Origin of the sequence: Acetivibrio clariflavus DSM 19732, assembly GCF_000237085.1 — a bacterium.
Lineage (GTDB): Bacteria > Bacillota > Clostridia > Acetivibrionales > Acetivibrionaceae > Acetivibrio > Acetivibrio clariflavus.
Genome location: NC_016627.1, coordinates 3,335,792 through 3,353,164, shown reverse-complemented (window position 1 = coordinate 3,353,164; position 17,373 = coordinate 3,335,792). Strand labels below are relative to the sequence as shown.

Sequence of the window (17,373 nt, the reverse complement as noted above, 5' to 3'; positions counted from 1 at the left end):
TGATAAAAATATATAGTGTTGGTTTACATAATATATGAGAAGATAGTGATTTCAGAGGCGGCAAGTTATTATTTGCATAGCGAAATAACTGCTTTGATTGAAGCGTAAGCTGCGGTATGTTATAATAAACAGAAATCATTAAAGATTGGAATGGAGCTTTACAGGTATGAAATTACCCGCTGAATTTTTGGATAAAATGAAAAAGCTTTTACAGGACGAGTATGAAGAGTTTGTTAAGTCTTATGAATTGCCAAGATATTACGGGCTTAGAGTTAATTCTCTTAAGGTGAGTGTTGAAGACTTTTTAAAGATATCACCCTTTGAACTTGAACCCATTGCCTGGACAAATGACGGCTTTTACTACAGGGAAGGAGAAAATCCCGGAAAACACCCGTACTATTATGCTGGGCTTTATTATATACAAGAACCTAGTGCAATGCTGCCCGGAGCCATAATTGATGCAAAACCCGGTGAGAACGTTTTGGATCTTTGTGCGGCGCCCGGAGGCAAAACCGTTCAAATGGCTGCCGCAATGAAAGGCAAAGGGCTGCTGGTGGCAAACGATATTAATTCCGAAAGGGTTAAGGCCCTTGTTAAAAATATAGAACTTTGCGGAGTCAGCAACGCTATAGTTACAAATGATTCTCCACAAAATCTGTCCCGGAAGTTTGGAAGCTTCTTTGACAAGATTTTGGTTGATGCACCCTGCTCCGGTGAAGGAATGTTTCGAAAAGACGAGGATGCAGCAAAAAGTTGGGAAAAGTTCAAATGTGATTTGTGTTCCGGCATGCAGAGGGATATTCTAAGCTATGCCCATGAAATGTTAAAGCCGGGAGGTTATTTGGTGTATTCAACCTGTACTTTTTCCCCGGAGGAGAATGAACAAATAATAGCAGAATTTTTGGAAAAACATAGTGAATACGAACTTGTTGAAGTGCCAAAGACGGCCGGAATAGCCGACGGCAGGCCCTGGTGGGCGGATAACAATCCTGAGTTGAAAAAGACAGCAAGGTTGTGGCCTCACAAGGTTAAGGGGGAAGGACATTTTGTGGCACTGCTGCATAAAAAGGACGGAAGTTTTCAAGATTATAAAAACTTTGACAAGGCTATGATTTCAAGTAACAATGAAGTGCTTGAAAGTTACAGGGATTTTGAAAAGCACAATCTGAACATGGAATTGCAGGATAATTTTATAGTCAAAGGAAACAATCTTTATTCGCTTCCGGTCAAGTTGCCCGACCTGTCAGGAATAAAGGTTGCAAAGTTTGGAAGGTACATAGGAGAAGCGCTGAAAGGGAGATTTGAACCGTCCCATTCCTTTATTTTATCGCTGCAAAAAAGTGACCTGAGAAATGTGATTGACTTGGATTCAAACTCAGATGATGTGATAAAATATCTGAAAGGTGAAACTCTGCTGAAAGAAGGAGAAAAAGGCTATATTGGCATTTTGGTGGATGGTTTTACTTTAGGATGGGCAAAGCAAACCGGGGATATGCTTAAAAATTTATACCCCAAGGGATGGAGAAAAATGAGCTGATTTTTGCATAAAAGGTGGTAAAGATATGAGAGAGACGCAAAGGGTGGACAAGATATTATCCAATTTGGGTTTTGGTACAAGAAAACAGATAAAACAGTTAATAAGGAACGGAGAAGTAAAAGTTGACGGTCAAGTAATAAATGACAGCGGAATGCATATAGATCCAAAGAAAAGCCAGATAGAAATATCGGGCCAGAGGCTTAAATACAGGCAGTTTATCTATATTATGATGAATAAGCCGGCAGGAGTGATTTCGGCTACTTTTGACAACAGGCACAAAACTGTAATTGATATTTTGCCGGATGAATACAAGTGTTTTAACCTGTTTCCCGTCGGAAGGCTTGATATAGATACCGAGGGACTTTTACTTTTGACTAATGACGGCCAACTGGCCCATGAGCTCTTATCACCGAAAAAACATGTGCCAAAAAAATATTTTGCTTTTATAGAAGGGTCAGTTTCGCAGGACGATGTCAAAAAGTTTGAAGAGGGAATAACTTTGGATGATGGTTATAAAACCCTTCCTGCCGAACTTTACATATTGGACAGTGGTGTTAATTCAAGCGTTGATGTGGTAATATATGAAGGCAAGTTCCATCAGATTAAAAGGATGTTTGAAGCTGTCGGCAAGAAAGTTAAGTTTTTAAAGAGAATTGCCATGGGAAGTCTGGTGCTTGACAAAGAACTTGCTCCGGGTGAATGCCGTGAATTGACCGAGGAAGAGCTTTCAAATCTGATCAGTGAAGTAAAAGGTAAAAATACAGACAAATTGAATTAAAACAGAATGGGGAGACGATATGAACAAGCAAAGTTTAAATAAGCTTACATTGTTTTTGACAGGGCTTGAAAACAGAATTGAAGAAAACAGGGAATATTTTAAGAAAATTGACCTGGTTTTCAAGTCGGGAACTAAAGAGTTTCCAGGAAGTGTAGTACTTTTTGGTGACAAGTTGAAATTAAGCTACAGCGGGAACTCCGAAATCATTGAAAGAAACTGGCTGGCCCTTAGATTGTCAAAACTTTGCCAAAACTACGACAGCTTATATCTTACATATGAAGAAAGAGGAACCACTATATATATAGAAGCCGATGACAGAAATGTCAAAATGAAAACCAATGAAAATAAGATTGAAGAAGTTCTAAGCAATCACAACGACATGCCTCAGATATCTAACCGGGACTATTATATAAAAGTAGGCCAGGCCAATGATTTACTAAGAGAAATAGGTATTTTGGCATCAAACGGTAAAATTAAAAACGATATGATACGCAAGTATAACCAGATTGACCATTTTGTCGAATTAATCGATGATATGCTGAAAGAACTTCTTAAGGAACATGAATCGATAACTGTTTTGGATTGCGGATGCGGAAAGTCCTATCTCACTTTTGTACTGAACTATTATATCAGGGAAGTATTGAAAAGACCCTGCCACTTTATAGGAATTGATAACTCAGCTACAGTTATAGAAGCTTCCAAAAAGATAGCAGCAAATCTTGGCTACCACAATATGGAGTTTAAACTTACCGATATAAACAGTTACAGAGCTCAGAGGGATATACATTTGGTCATAAGTCTGCATGCGTGCAATACTGCTACAGACCAGGCAATAGCTTTTGCTGTGAACAATAATGTAAAGTCTGTAGTTGTGGTGCCTTGCTGCCAGCAGGAAATATTGAGCCAGTACTCATATCCACCCTTTGAGCAAATAATAAAGCATGGAATTTTAAAGGCGAGGATGGCAGATATAATTACCGACGGAATCAGAGCACTCATATTGGAAGCTATGGGCTATAAAGTATCGGTTGTGGAATATGTTTCACCGATCGACACTCCCAAAAACCTTATGATAAGAGCCGTTAAAGCAAATCCGCCGAATCCGGCAATGCTGAATAAATATAAAGAATTGAAAAAAATATTAAATATTGATCCAACTTTGGAAAAACTTATTTTCCAATATTGAGTATTTCGGAAAACAATCTTTAAATATTTATATTTATGCTTAAAAGTCAGGAAGATACAATTTAAATCTTTTTGACTTTTTTTATATATTTTTATATTTTATAAAAAACTATTTTTGTATAAACAATAAGAATATACATATATTAATATATATTAAAATTGCTTGCCGATTGGTAATGTATTTTAATTAAACTGCAGTGAATATTTCTTGTAAAATTTTAAATTTTGCTATTAAATAATTTGGCAATTTATCCGATTAATATAAGGAATGATTCAAATTTGATTATTTTGTGTAATTTTTTTGCATGAAAAGCAAACCTTGAGAGGACTGTTTTTGGGCATAAAATCATAAAAATTGTATATGAAAGAGAATGGAAATACTTTTGAGATAGAGCAGTTAATTACAAAAAACAAGCTTATTAAAATCAAAACGAAGAGGTGATTGTTTTGGCAAAGACTAAGCAATTGTATGCAGATAACGGAGTCGAACTATCAAAATCTACAATCAGTGTCGGGGATGAGGTTACACTCTTTTATAGCGGTTTGCTTGCAAAAAGCGGTGCAGATTCTGTATATGCCCATATAGGCTATGGAGACAATTGGGAACATAAAGAGTTTATCCCTATGGAAAAGGTAGCAGATGTATTCAGAGCAACAATTAAAGTAAACCATCCCGATAAACTGAATATTGCGTTTAAGGATAGTATAGATAACTGGGACAACAATTCATACCAGAACTATTCCTTTAATGTATCAACAAAGTCTTCAAAGTCAAGTGCTTCAAAAACAAAGAAAACTTCTGCCAAAGCCAAGTCCAGTACGGCAAAATCGGAAGAAGTAAAGGAAAAGGCGGAAACAAAGACTGCAAAAACTAAAACCGCATCAGCTAAGAGTACGACAAAATCAACAGCTAAAAAATCATCGGCAGCTGAAAAGACAACAACGTCAAAGAAGAGCAAAGCAGCAAAAAAATAGTATTAAAGGCCAGTGAATTATATACCGAAAAAAAGGGGGCCAAATTAATTGGAAAAAATAATGCAAACAAAAAGGGCGATAAAGCTTACTGAGGCAGAAAAAAAGATAATTGCCCAATATTCCGCTTATAATATCAATAATGTAAACAAACCGCTATATACTGCTAATGTTCATAAGAAAATAGTAAAATGACGATATGAAAATATAATAAAATTTTTTTATTTTTAAACTGTTATTGTTGTTATTGGTTTTAATTTGGATTAAAATAATAAAAAATACAAAATTTATAATGAAAATTTTGTTTGTCTATACCTGTAGAGGGTATATATAATGTAGAATATAATATATAATATAAAATTATAATATTATTTATCAGGAGGTAATAATGATGACGGTAAAAGTATATTCGACACCTACATGTCCTTGGTGTACCAAGGCAAAGGAATATTTGAAATCGAAAAATGTGGATTTTGAGGATATAGATGTATCAAAGGACCTTAATGCAGCAGCAGAGATGATTCGAAAGTCGGGACAAAGAGGAGTGCCGGTTTTAGATATAGATGGCAATATCATAGTGGGATTTGACCAAAGAGCAATTGACAGACTTATCAATTAATAAAAAAGGAGGAAACCCTCCTTTTTTATTTTAACTCAGCGAGAAGGCAATATATACGATTTTACATATTCAACAAACATTTGACAAGAATTTAATAACGTATTAATATTAATTTAAGAATATTTTACATTAAGCCATTTCAAAAATGCTCTGTGAGTTACAATGGCTCAAAGCTGAAACTGTTAAATATCAAAAACTGTGAGACAGTTTTGAAACAATTTTGTTAATGTATCTGATTTTTTAAGGGCATTTCTAAAATTAAGCAATATGATTCTGTTGAAGTGATGTTAATTTTGTTCGGGCAAAAATAATGTTTGCTGTTTTATTGGAGTAAAAGGGAGGATCTTGCATTGTTTAGCATCATGATTGTTGATGATGACCCGTTAATCTGTGAATGGCTTACAACCCAAATAAACTGGAGTCCTATGGGATTTGAGGTTGTATGTATTGCTAATAATGGAATAGAAGCATTGCAGAAGCTTAACGAATATAATCCCGATGTTGTTATATCGGATATAAATATGCCTAAAATGGATGGAATAGAGCTATTGAACTGTATTAAGGAATATGACAACGGACCGTTGGTGATTTTATTAAGCAATGAAGACGATTATCCTAATGTTAAGCAGGGAATTTTGCTGGGCGCTTTTGGCTATGTTCTGAAACCAATAGATAAAGATAATTTAAAAGAGTCAATGAAAAAAGTATTTGACGAATTGTTGAAAAGAAAGCAGGAACAGGAGAAAGATCAAAAAATCAGTGAGAAAATTGAACTTTTCAGAGAAAGACTTCTCTATGATATTTTGAGAGGAAAAGAATATCCTTTTCAAAAGTTTGATGATTTAGTTTTGGAGTATGGACTGAAACTGCGCAGAGATATGATGGTTCAGGTAGCAATTGTTGAAATAGGCAATTTTGACGATAAATCAAAGGAATTGGTTAAGAGCGGAAAGTTTGACGAGCTGACCGAAAAAGTCCGTAAAGAAATAATTAAGATGGTTGATGGTTTTAGTGATATCATTTGTGAAATTGGGGATATGGATATTGGAATATTGAGTGTGATTATTCAGCCTGCCAGAAATATTGGAATTACAGAGTTTGAAGAGATATCTTATTCTTTTTTTTCTAAGCTTCTGGAAAAAATCAAGTTGGATATGAATGTCAGGGTAACCATTGGAGTTGGGGAAATTCAGAAGAGATTAAAGGAAATAAGTTTAAGTTATATGGGGGCTAAAGCAGCTTTACGGCATAAGTATATATTAGGCGGCAACCGCGTTATTCACATAAAAGAATTTGAGTTTGACAGGCAGCAAAAACTGTTATATCCTGCCGAGCGTGAAAAGCTTTTGGCCGATTATATAATGGCTGCCGATGAAAGAGTTTTTCAAACCATTAATAATTTGTTCAATGAAATTAGCATAGGATCCCAGGGGGTCTTGAACAGAATAGCATTTGCCGCCAATCAGTTGGTGTATAATATATCTCGTTACATTGATTCTCAATATAGCTATATTAAAAAGCTATACGATTTCAGTAAGTTTACTGATGTGGATTTTACAAAATTCAAGTCGGAAGAGGAAATTAAGGAGCACTTTATATATTTGGTAAAGGATATGGTTGAAGTAGTGAAAATGTACAAGCCCGGGAACGGAAATCCTATAATTAAAAAGGCTTGTGATTATGTGCTTGAACATATTGACGAAGATATTACCCTGTTGACTATTTCCAATAAATTAAATTTGAGCAAAAATTATTTCTGTTCTCTCTTTAAGCAGGAGACAGGCTATAATTTCCTTGAATATGTGACTAAAGTAAAAATGGAATGGGCCAAAAGATTGCTTAAAGACGGTAACTGCAAAACTTATGAAGTGAGTGACATGCTGGGTTATCGAGAATCTAGTTATTTCAGCAGATTGTTCAGAAAATATACAAGTTACAGTCCGGCGGAGTATAAGAAACTGTTTAAAAATGATTCCAATGACACAAAAGAGTTAAAATGTAATTGAAATGATTTTTTAAAATTTACGAATTTATTAAAAAAATATGAATACAATAATGAATGATAGACGAGTTCTTGACTTCTATGTTCAATGCCTATAAAGAAGAATTTTGTTTGGAATATAGGAGTTGAAATCTTGTTAAAATTTCAAACTATGCCCTGGAATAAAATAGAAAACGGGGCATTAGCTTTTTTGATTGAATTTGAAAATCTCCTGTACTAATTTTTGCAAAGGTTTTGAAAATTTGTTCATTTAAAAAAGGAGAAAGCTACTAAATATAGAATATATTAAGTGAACTTTAAGTGACCATAATCATAGCAAGGTGGGGGATTGGATGCAGAACAAAGAGATTATTGCCTTACTATTGGCAGGAGGTCAAGGCAGCAGACTGGGAATTCTGACTAAAAACATAGCAAAACCCGCAGTTTCTTATGGCGGAAAATACAGAATAATTGATTTTTCATTGAGTAATTGCATAAACTCTGATATCGATACTGTAGGTGTGCTTACGCAATACCAACCGTTGGAGCTGAACGCGCATATAGGAATTGGCAAACCATGGGATATGGACAGAATTGATGGCGGTGTAACGATACTTTCCCCCTATCTCAAATCTGAAATGGGAGAATGGTATAAAGGAACTGCAAATGCAGTTTTTCAAAATATTCATTATGTTGACAAGCATTCACCGAAGTATGTTGTAATATTGTCGGGAGACCACATTTACAAGATGGACTATTCAAAAATGCTCGATTTTCATAAGGCTAATAATGCCGATGCTACAATTTCTGTTATCAATGTTCCCATAGAAGATGCTTCAAGATACGGTATCATGAATACTTATGAGAACGGCAGAATTTACGAGTTTGAAGAGAAACCTGCCCATCCGAAAAGTACACTTGCTTCAATGGGAGTATATATTTTCACTTGGGAAGTTTTAAAGGATTATCTGATAAGGGATGATCAAAATCCGCAGTCAGACCATGATTTCGGTAAAAACATTATTCCGATGATGCTGAATGAAGGCAAAAGTATGTGGGCTTACAGATTCAATGGTTACTGGCGTGATGTCGGGACAATTCAAGCATATTGGGAATCTAATATGGATCTGATTAAGAGGGTGCCGGAGCTGAACCTTTTCGATCCTGCCTGGAAGATATTTACTCCTAACCCGGTAAAACCAGCACACTATATAGGGCCTGAGGGAAGTGTCAAAAGAGCAATCATTTCAGAAGGCTGCATGATTTACGGGAAAGTAAAAAATTCTGTTATATTTCCTGGTGCATATATATCTGAGGGTGCAGTTATTGAAGACTCTATAATAATGTCCGATTCTTACGTCGGAAGAGATACTTACATTAGCCATTCCATTTTAGGTGAAAAAGTAAAAGTGGGCGATAGAGTAAAAATGGGCTTGGGAGAGAATATCCCCAACGAATTGAAGCCTTCCATTTATTGTTCGGGAATAACTGTTGTAGGAGACAAAGCTTGTATACCTGATGATTGTGTCATAGGTAAAAATGTAGTAATAGATGTGGGCATTACCGAGGATGAGTTTTACTCATTAAATATTGAATCGGGAAAAAGTGTTTTGAAAGGTGGAGAAGGTGAATGAAAAGCACAATGGGGATAATTCTGACAGGAGGAAAAAACAACAGACTTAAAGAGCTTGCAGAAACGCGTTCAAGTACTGCTGTACCGGTAGCGGGAAAGTACAGGATGATTGATTTCGCACTTTCAAACATGGTTAATTCAGGAATTACCAATGTAGGGGTTCTTACTCAGTATAGTTTCCGCTCACTGATGGACCACCTGGGTTCGGGAAAAGAGTGGGATTTGGATAGAAGAAATGACGGACTTTTTATTTTTCCTCCATCTTTGACGGGTGAAAATTCAGGATGGTATCAGGGAAGCGCCGATGCCATGTTTCACAATATTACCTTCCTTAAGCGTAGTTTTGAGGAATACGTGGTAATAGCAATGGGCAACTGTGTTTACAACATGCGCTTTGATGGCATGCTGGAGTATCACTTGCAAAAGAATGCGGATATAACAATTGCATACAGGGATATGAGCGATTTTCCACCGGAAGAATTGGTCTACATGGGCTCGGTGAATGTGGACGAGGACGGAAGAATTATCGATTTTCAGGAGAAGCATAACGATCCAAAGTATATAACCTGCTCCATGGGAATTTACTTGATGAGACGTGAACTTTTGATTGAACTTCTGGATGAGTGTGCCTCCCATGGAAAGTATGATTTTGTTAAGGACATACTTATTAAGAAACTGGAGACCTTAAAAATATACGGATATAAATTTAGCGGTTACTGGAGAAATATCAGCACAATAAATGCCTACTACAGGCTAAACATGGAAATGCTGAAGCCTGAAGTCCGGAAAGAGCTTTTTGAAGGAGAAGGAAAGATTTATACAAAGGTTAAGGATGAGGCACCTGCCAAATACAATGAGGAAGCCGAGGTGACCAATTCCATTGTAGGTGATGGATGCATAATTGAAGGAAAGGTGGAAAACTCGGTACTTTTCAGAGGAGTAACTATCAAAAAAGGTGTGCATGTTAAGAACTGCATTATTATGCAGGGAACAGTTTTGAATGAAGATGTTAAGATTGAGCATACCATACTTGACAAGGGAGTAGTGTTATCGAGAGGAATACATCTGAAAGGAACTGAAAAATTCCCGATAATAGTTGCAAAAAATGTTACAGTGTAGTAATTTTTAATTATAAAGTATTAAAACTGACTTTTACAATAACAGCAAAAATGTGATTTCAAGAAGGGTAGTTGCGATGGAAAAGGCTATTTTAGTTTATAATCCTTTGTCAGGGGATAGAAGTATAGCTAACAGAATTGATCATATAATAGGCAGATTCCAAAAAGAAGGTATATTGCTCCAGCCCTTCAGAATAACCGAAAATGAAAGCAATGATCTTAAAAGTGTATTGAAGCAAAATAAATACAAGTATATTATTGCATCCGGAGGAGACGGTACATTGAATTATGCAAGCAATTTTATACTGAAACTGGGGCTGTCGGTTCCATTGGGAGTAATTCCTTCAGGGACATGCAACGATTTTGCTTCAATGCTCAATATTTCTTCCGATTTGGATGAGAACATCGATACAATACTGGCCGGCAAAACTGTTAAAGTGGACGTTGGCCTAATTAATAACAAAGACTACTTTTTAAGTTCATGTGCCGGCGGTGTATTTGTGGATGTATCTTACAGTACCAACAACGACCTTAAAAAAAATTTCGGACCTTTTGCTTACTATTTGAAAGCCCTTGGCGAAGTTGCAAATTTGAAATCGGTGAGGCTAAAGGTGGAGACGGAAAATACCGTTATCGAAGAAGAGGCTTTCATGTTTGTAATAATAAACGGAAAGCATGTTGGGGGATTCGATAATATTTTGAAGAATGCCGACTATTCCGATGGCATGATGGATATTATAGTTGTAAAATGCTGCAAACATATAAATTTAGCCAGCATATTCTTCAAAGTGTTAAGTAATGAATCAATCAACAGCAAGCATGTAATTACACTGAAAGCCAAGTCTTGTGAAATTACAGCTGACAGAGAACTGGTGCTTAGTGTTGACGGTGAAAAGGGACCCAGCTTGCCGGTAAAAGTGGAATTTATTAGACAAGCCCTGGATGTTTTTGTACCATAAGCAGAAATTAAATTCCCGTTCAAAGGTAAAGCTTTACCAAAACAAATTATATAAATAAAAACTGGAATAACTCGAAAATCGGTGTTTATTCCGGTTTTTCTGATTATTGAATGAAAATAGTGTAAATCTATTACAATATATAAATAATGTTTAATAATTGTCATTGACAATCCTTAAATAAAAGATTATAATCTAGATTGCAAATGATATATGGGCGATTAACTCAGCTGGTTAGAGTGTCATCTTGACATGGTGGAAGTCGGGGGTTCGAGTCCCTCATCGCCCACCATATTTAACCTCTTTCGATTGATTCGAAAGAGGTTTTTTCATTATTCTGAAAACATAAACAAAGTGCAAGGGCATATTACGGAAAGAGCATAAACTTCTTGAAAACGATATGCGCTTGTACGAAAACAAATCTCAGGATATTCAACTAAAAAAACAACCTAAACAAAGTGCAAGGGTATATTGCGGAAAGAACATAGCGGAGAGCCTTAGAGAATGTAGACGAAGCGGAGGATAAGTCGAATCACCTGTTCGAGCGAAGCGAGTTTGATTCGACCCGGAGCGAGTAGAACATTCTCTTAGGCTCGTAGCACAAAGTTCTTGGAGCAATATGCCCTTGCACAGAAACAAACCTTTCAATATTCAACTAAAAAAACAAACCAAACAAAATGCGAGAGCATATTGCGGAAAGAGCAAAAAGTTCTTGAAACAATGCGCTCTTGCACAACATAAGGTTATTTTTTTAAAATCCCCTTAATATACTTAATAGAAAAAAACTTTACAAACAAACGGGATGTGACTTAATTCATATGGGGGCAAATATTTCAAGAATGCTTTTTAGCCTAATGATAATACTCATTAGCTGTGAATTCTTTACCAATGGCATAGAGTGGCTGGGGAAAAAATTAAGAGTAGGGGAAGGAGTGGTGGGAAGTTTACTTTCAGCTGTTGGAACATGCCTTCCCGAAACTATGATACCGGTTATTGCTATATTATTTTTCCGTGAAAAAAAACTGGAAGACATAGGCATCGGTGCTATAGTGGGGGCACCGTTTATGCTCACTACTCTGGCATTCTTTATAACAGGGCTAAGTGTTTTGATATTTTGGTCAAAAAGAAAAAAAGGCTTGGTCATGAACATAAACAGTGAAATTCTATGCCGGGATATGAGCTTTTTCATAACCTCATATACTCTCGGTATTTTAGCAGCCTTTATAGGAATAAAGGCATTAAAAGATATAATTGCTTTATCTCTAATTGCCATGTACGCTTATTATGTATATCTTACCGTCAAACAGGATAAAGTTTATCATACACCTTTAGACAAACTTTATATTTCGAAAATATTCCATGTCAAAACAAGGTTTCGTGTTGTTATGCTCCAGGTTTTTCTGGCCCTTTTGGGAATTGTTGTCGGAGCCCATATATTTGTCATTAAAATAGAGGCAATTTCAGCATTGCTGGGCATTCCGGCCATCATTCTGTCCCTTGTAATAACTCCAATAGCTACCGAACTGCCGGAAAAGTTCAACAGTATAATATGGGTGAGAAAGAGCCGGGATGCCCTGGCAATGGGTAATATTACCGGGGCTATGGTGTTTCAGAGCTGTATACCGGTTTCAATAGGAATTTTAGCTACCGATTGGAGATTGGATTTCAACGGTGTTGTTAGCGCTTTGATAGCAGTTCTTTCAGCATCTATAGTGTATTTTTGGATTGAAAACAAAAAAAGTTTGAATCCCATACCATTGATTATGGGCGGGTTCTTTTATTTGATTTTTATTATATTGCTTTCAGGCCATATCTAAAAATGCACAGGCTTTAGAAAATATTTTTGATACTGAAGGCTTCCTTTTTGGGTATGTGACCGATAAAGTTCTTCAAGGATGCCAGTTCTGCAAGGGCTGAGGATGAATCCTTGGCTTTTATATATTCGGCCACCTTTATTAATGCATCTTCAATATTGTCTATTTCTGCATGATCAAGCAGAATTGACCATTTGCCTTCTACTTTGGGCCATTCTTCCAAAATAGAAGTAAGTCCGCTTTCGGCCGTGTTCCAATCTTCATTTTTCGTACTGACTTGAACATGGTTTATTTTTTCTTCAAGGCTATGGACATCGTTTTTCAATATTCGGTTTGCATAGGTCGATGTGCCTATGATAAATACGGATATAGCTGTTATAGTTGTGAGAATTTTAGCTGTGTGCAAGTTACTTCCCCCTTTTTGAAGATTTTGTCTGACAGTATAGATTGCCTTGAGTATCTAACGATGCAAAAAGAACATCTTCAGGCTTTTCCGCACCGAATTTCCTAATCTCGTTTAAAAGCCATGGAAGATCCAAATTGGCTTTTTGCAGGTTCTGGTAATTTACACTTCCGTCAATAATAAGAGCAAGAGGTAACCCCTCATAGTTTGTGCTTATATTTAGATCTTCAGCAGTTACAGTTCTTTTTTGGGATTTAGGGATTACACTAAGCTGTCCGTTGGTTTCAAGTATTGCAAATTCTACGTCGGCTATATTTGGGGTATTGTTGATTCTTAATTGTTCCAATAAGTCATTCAATGTAAACATTTCTTTTCTGAGTTCATCTTCCTGTATTTTACCGTTGGCTATAAGAATACTTGGTTTTCCGCATATAATTCCCCTGGCTTTTACACTTTTTAAGGAGATGAGAGATAAACTCATTTGTGCTATTAATAAAGTAAGTATTGGGATTATTCCGTTTACCAGAGGAATACCTGTATTTTGCATTGGAACTGCTGCCAATTCCGATATAAGGATGGCGACAGCAAGTTCAAAAGGCTGCAGTTCACCAATCTGTCTTTTTCCCATTATTCTCATGGTGACAACTACAAGTGTGAATAAAATTAGGGTCCTGGCAAAAACTACAAGCACAGAATCATCCTTTCGATTTTTTTGCATATCTAATGCTACTATTAGTAGTATTTTTTCTAATTGGATTTTTATTATTCATATATAAACCTTTGCTGTAGCCACATAATCCGAATAACGACGATAAGACGTGCAATATTTAGATAAGCTGAGGAATTGGAAAATAAACTGTTGAAAGATAGAAAATAAATAGTTATTGCTCGTTTTTTTGAGAATTCAACACTATGTAAGTACAGGCTGAATGATATAAAATAATTCCTAATAGACTTTAAAAGTAAATTTGCAATTGCCATTTCCAAGTTTGCTTTAATCGGGCATAAAAACCAAATTTGGGAATGGCCTTATCTGTTTTTTAGATGGGTTAGCTGAAGGATAGTACTGACAAATAATTTTTGCAGGAGGAAATATATGCAAATTATTGTTATCGGGTGCGGCAAGGTTGGATCAAGATTCGCACAGGTGTTGTCGGAGGAAGGCCATGATGTGGTTGTTGTGGACAGAGATAGCAACTCTTTTAAAATTCTTGACCCGGAATTCAACGGTATAACCATAACTGGAGTGCCCATTGACCAGGATGTCCTGAAAAAAGCCGGAATTGAGACAGCTGATGTTTTGGCTGCCCTTACTCCTGACGATAACATCAATATTATGGTATGTCAGGTGGCAAAGGAAATTTTCAAGGTGCCGAAGGTAATAGCAAGGATATTCGATCCTGCCCGCGAACAAGTATTCCATGAATTTGGACTTACAACCATATGTCCCACCAAAATGACGGTTGAAGTTATAAAATCCATGGTTGTCAGTGAACCTGCCACTTCATTGCAAACCATAGGCAATACCACTGTGGTTTATAATTATGTCAAGGTGCAGAGTTCTTATTTCAAAAAAAAATTAAGTTCAGTGAAGCCTAAGGACAATTCTTTTATTTTCGGAATCATTCATAACGGCAGCTTTTACTTTTCCAATGAAGATGTCACCATAAATGAGGGAGATACTTTAGTTATAGCACAGAAAAAAAATTAACTCTTATTTTTCACGTGAGAAATATATATTTTTGGAGGTTTGTAAATGTACATTATTGTTGCCGGTGGAGGAAAGCTGGGCTACTATCTGATAAAGACCCTTCTGTCTTATAAGCATAAAGTTGTAGTTATTGAATCAAAAGTGGAGTTATGTGAAAAACTCGCAAATGAGCTTAATATTCCTGCATTTAACGGAAATGCAACCGATTTGGACATATTAACCCAAGTGGAGGCTGAAAAGGCTGATACTTTTATTGCGGTTACAGGAAAGGATGAGGACAATCTTATTGCATGTCAGCTGGCAAAGAGAAATTTTGGCGTAAAAAGGACTATTGCCAGGGTTAACAATCCTAAAAATATAGAGGTTTTTCAAAAACTTGGCGTTGATTTTGCAGTAAGCAGCACTTCGATAATTGCAGATTTAATTGAGCAGGAAGTGGACTACACGGGAATGAAGACTCTCATGAAGTTAAGAAGCGGGAAATTGGTTTTAAGTGAGATAACCATAAACGAAAACTCTCCCGTTGTAAACAAGAGTCTGAAGGATATAAAAATCCCCAAGGACTGTATAATTATTTCGCTTATAAGAGATGAGGAAGTAATTATTCCAAATGGTTTTACTGTGCTAAGAGATAAAGACTATATCATTACTGTTTCGTCAAAAGAAGACCAGGATGAATTAAAGGAATTTTTCCTGGGGAAAAAACGTATTTTTTAATGTCGAAAGATAATTTTGGTGTTGATATATCAGAATGTTAAAAAACTCCGGGACTTTTAATTTTAAGGCCCGGAGTTTTGAGATTCCGTTAAGACTCTTTTAACCTACTATTATCTTACCTTCGGGATATACTTTATCGGCATTCCTTTTTCCGTTTCTCAAAGAAAGAGATAAGGCAAAGCTAAGAGGTCCCACTCTTCCCAAAAGCATTGTAATCATCAGAATAATTCTGCTTGCTGTATGAAAATTGGGGGTACCGAGGGATGAAGAACCCGTAGTGGAGAAGGCTGCTATAGCCTCATACAGCGTATCGATAAATGGAAATCCGTCTATTGCAAGAATTATGGTAGTAACTACCAGTACAATTATCAAACTCAAAACAATTATTGAAAGGGATTTTATAACGAGACTGTATGAAATTTTATGTTTAAAAATGATTGTTTCATCTCTGCCACGCATCTGTGAGAAAATTGCGGCTATTATGATACCGAAAGTGGTTACCTTGATACCGCCGCCTGTTGAGCCTGGAGAAGCACCTATAAACATTAACATGACATTTATTACTTTTGTAATTTCCCTCATATTAAATACCGAAATGGTATTGAAACCCGTAGTTCTTAAACAGACTGACTGAAAAAAAGCATTGAGCAACTTGTTGGGAATGCTTAAAGGACCCAAAGTATTGGGGTTGTTATATTCAAATATGAAAATGTATAAAGTTCCGAAAGCCAGTAATATTACTGTAAAAAGGAGAACAACTTTGGTGTGCAGCAAAAAGTGTCTGCTTTTCCTAAATTCATACAGGTCCTTCCATACCAAAAAGCCCAGACCTCCAATTATAATGAGGCAAGCGGTGGTAAGCAAAACAAAGGGGTCGTTTCTGTAACCTGTAAGACTCCGGTAATTTCCCATAAGGTCATAACCTGCATTACAAAAAGATGATACCGAATGAAATACAGACATGTAAATACCTTTTGGGCCATACTGGGGTATGAATCGTGCAGCAAATATGACTGCACCGATAAATTCTATAATAAAAGTTACTGTTATAACTCTTTTTATCAGCTTCAGTATGTCTTCCGAACTTAAATAGTTTAGGGATTCCTGGGCAAGTATTCTTCCCTTTATGCCTACTTTTTTACCGAGAAGTACCGAAAAAACGTGGTTATGGTGACAAGGCCAAGTCCGCCGATTTGTATCAGCAGCAAAATTACTGTCTGACCAAAATAACTCCATTGTTTGGCTGTGTCAACAACAGTCAGCCCGGTGACGCAAGTGGCGGCTGTAGCGGTGAAAAGCGCATCAAGAAACCTTATCCTTGGCTGGTCGGGATTGGAGGCTATCGGAAGGTATAAAACAACAGATCCCCAAATGATGACAGCTATAAAGCTGAGTACAATTATTTTGGTCGGTTCAAGGGAAATAATTTTGTTGTTTTTGAATTTGAACTGTAGCTTTACCATTTTTACCACCATATCTTTAAAAATAATGACTTTTAAAAATACAAAGTACATTATATCACAATATTTTTATTTTTCCACAATATTCTACAGCTTTTAAAAAGTATTTTACATTCAGATTTTTTCATTTTATAAATTATGAACAAAGTTTATTGAAGGCATCATTCTTAATTTATCTATAAGCAGCGGTAATAAAAAATAGCAGGAGAATTATCTCCTGCTATTTTTTATTGCTTATGCTTATCTTGAAGTATCACCTAAACGTTCAGAAGGGTAGCTGTTTCCAGTATAGGATTGGAACACTTTCTTAACGATGTTACCACCTATTTTACCAGCTTCTCTTGCGCTTAAATCACCGTTATATCCTTGCTTTAAGTTAACTCCAACTTCTTTTGCTATTTCGTATTTTAAGTTTTCAAAAGCAGTTTTGCTTCTGCTGTTTGCCATTATTATCACCTCCTTAGTCTTATTGTGCCTTAAATAAAATAG

The 17,373-nt window shown here is 36.1% G+C and carries 18 protein-coding genes and 1 tRNA gene; 14 read left to right on the top strand and 5 right to left on the bottom strand.

Going from position 1 to position 17,373, the window contains the following annotated elements:
* The first annotated feature begins 166 nt into the window (after positions 1-166).
* The 12 genes from CLOCL_RS14085 to CLOCL_RS14035 all read left to right on the top strand — a co-directional run bounded on the left by CLOCL_RS14085 (position 167) and on the right by CLOCL_RS14035 (position 12,596).
* Positions 167-1,537: an RsmF rRNA methyltransferase first C-terminal domain-containing protein gene (locus CLOCL_RS14085; RefSeq protein WP_014255974.1), complete on the top strand. Its 1,371-nt coding sequence runs from the start codon at positions 167-169 to the stop codon at positions 1,535-1,537.
* Between the two features lie 25 nt (positions 1,538-1,562).
* Positions 1,563-2,315 (top strand): pseudouridine synthase, encoded by a 753-nt coding sequence (locus CLOCL_RS14080; protein WP_014255973.1) that lies wholly within the window; start codon positions 1,563-1,565, stop codon positions 2,313-2,315.
* Between the two features lie 19 nt (positions 2,316-2,334).
* Positions 2,335-3,501, top strand: coding sequence for a class I SAM-dependent methyltransferase (locus CLOCL_RS14075; protein ID WP_014255972.1), 1,167 nt, complete (start codon positions 2,335-2,337; stop codon positions 3,499-3,501).
* Positions 3,502-3,947: 446 nt separating this feature from the next.
* Positions 3,948-4,475 (top strand): carbohydrate-binding protein, encoded by a 528-nt coding sequence (locus tag CLOCL_RS14070; RefSeq protein WP_014255971.1) that lies wholly within the window; start codon positions 3,948-3,950, stop codon positions 4,473-4,475.
* A gap of 48 nt (positions 4,476-4,523) precedes the next feature.
* On the top strand, positions 4,524-4,667 hold the full coding sequence (locus CLOCL_RS22605; RefSeq protein ID WP_157834839.1) for a hypothetical protein: 144 nt from the start codon (positions 4,524-4,526) through the stop codon (positions 4,665-4,667).
* Between the two features lie 196 nt (positions 4,668-4,863).
* Positions 4,864-5,091 carry a glutaredoxin family protein gene (locus CLOCL_RS14065; protein ID WP_027621785.1) on the top strand — a complete coding sequence of 76 codons (228 nt, stop codon included), beginning with the start codon at positions 4,864-4,866 and terminating at the stop codon, positions 5,089-5,091.
* 350 nt (positions 5,092-5,441) lie between these two features.
* Positions 5,442-7,097 (top strand): response regulator transcription factor, encoded by a 1,656-nt coding sequence (locus CLOCL_RS14060; RefSeq protein ID WP_014255968.1) that lies wholly within the window; start codon positions 5,442-5,444, stop codon positions 7,095-7,097.
* A 328-nt stretch (positions 7,098-7,425) separates the two neighbouring features.
* Positions 7,426-8,706, top strand: coding sequence for a glucose-1-phosphate adenylyltransferase (locus tag CLOCL_RS14055; RefSeq protein WP_014255967.1), 1,281 nt, complete (start codon positions 7,426-7,428; stop codon positions 8,704-8,706).
* Positions 8,703-9,824 carry a glucose-1-phosphate adenylyltransferase subunit GlgD gene (gene glgD / locus CLOCL_RS14050; protein ID WP_014255966.1) on the top strand — a complete coding sequence of 374 codons (1,122 nt, stop codon included), beginning with the start codon at positions 8,703-8,705 and terminating at the stop codon, positions 9,822-9,824. The genes CLOCL_RS14055 and glgD overlap by 4 nt, the downstream gene beginning before the upstream one ends.
* A 76-nt stretch (positions 9,825-9,900) precedes the next feature.
* On the top strand, positions 9,901-10,782 hold the full coding sequence (locus tag CLOCL_RS14045; protein ID WP_014255965.1) for a YegS/Rv2252/BmrU family lipid kinase: 882 nt from the start codon (positions 9,901-9,903) through the stop codon (positions 10,780-10,782).
* Between the two features lie 212 nt (positions 10,783-10,994).
* A tRNA-Val gene (locus CLOCL_RS14040) sits at positions 10,995-11,071 on the top strand.
* A 526-nt stretch (positions 11,072-11,597) separates the two neighbouring features.
* The gene (locus tag CLOCL_RS14035) at positions 11,598-12,596 is read left to right on the top strand and encodes a sodium:calcium antiporter (protein WP_014255964.1); all 999 of its coding nucleotides are present in this window, start codon (positions 11,598-11,600) and stop codon (positions 12,594-12,596) included.
* Positions 12,597-12,609: 13 nt separating this feature from the next.
* Here CLOCL_RS14035 and CLOCL_RS14030 read toward each other — a convergent pair whose 3' ends face one another.
* Together CLOCL_RS14030 and CLOCL_RS14025 are read right to left on the bottom strand one after the other, a co-directional pair.
* Positions 12,610-12,999, bottom strand: a complete 390-nt coding sequence (locus tag CLOCL_RS14030; RefSeq protein WP_014255963.1) for a DUF4363 family protein — start codon at positions 12,997-12,999, stop codon at positions 12,610-12,612.
* Between the two features lies 1 nt (position 13,000).
* The gene (locus CLOCL_RS14025; RefSeq protein WP_027621779.1) at positions 13,001-13,687 is read right to left on the bottom strand and encodes a YetF domain-containing protein; all 687 of its coding nucleotides are present in this window, start codon (positions 13,685-13,687) and stop codon (positions 13,001-13,003) included.
* Positions 13,688-14,092: 405 nt separating this feature from the next.
* Here CLOCL_RS14025 and CLOCL_RS14020 point away from each other — a divergent pair, with 405 nt between their 5' ends.
* Both CLOCL_RS14020 and CLOCL_RS14015 read left to right on the top strand, forming a co-directional pair.
* On the top strand, positions 14,093-14,707 hold the full coding sequence (locus CLOCL_RS14020; RefSeq protein WP_014255961.1) for a potassium channel family protein: 615 nt from the start codon (positions 14,093-14,095) through the stop codon (positions 14,705-14,707).
* Positions 14,708-14,752: 45 nt separating this feature from the next.
* A complete protein-coding gene (locus CLOCL_RS14015; RefSeq protein WP_014255960.1) occupies positions 14,753-15,424 on the top strand; it encodes a potassium channel family protein in 672 nt (223 codons plus the stop codon).
* Positions 15,425-15,523: 99 nt separating this feature from the next.
* Here the strand turns inward: CLOCL_RS14015 and CLOCL_RS14010 are convergent, their stop codons facing one another.
* From CLOCL_RS14010 to CLOCL_RS14005, 3 genes are all read right to left on the bottom strand, one after another.
* Positions 15,524-16,660 carry a TrkH family potassium uptake protein gene (locus tag CLOCL_RS14010; RefSeq protein WP_276324594.1) on the bottom strand — a complete coding sequence of 379 codons (1,137 nt, stop codon included), beginning with the start codon at positions 16,658-16,660 and terminating at the stop codon, positions 15,524-15,526.
* A complete protein-coding gene (locus CLOCL_RS23555) occupies positions 16,555-16,887 on the bottom strand; it encodes a potassium transporter TrkG (RefSeq protein ID WP_276324593.1) in 333 nt (110 codons plus the stop codon). The genes CLOCL_RS14010 and CLOCL_RS23555 overlap by 106 nt, the downstream gene beginning before the upstream one ends.
* Positions 16,888-17,124: 237 nt before the next feature.
* On the bottom strand, positions 17,125-17,331 hold the full coding sequence (locus CLOCL_RS14005) for an alpha/beta-type small acid-soluble spore protein (protein WP_014255959.1): 207 nt from the start codon (positions 17,329-17,331) through the stop codon (positions 17,125-17,127).
* Positions 17,332-17,373 lie beyond the last annotated feature (42 nt).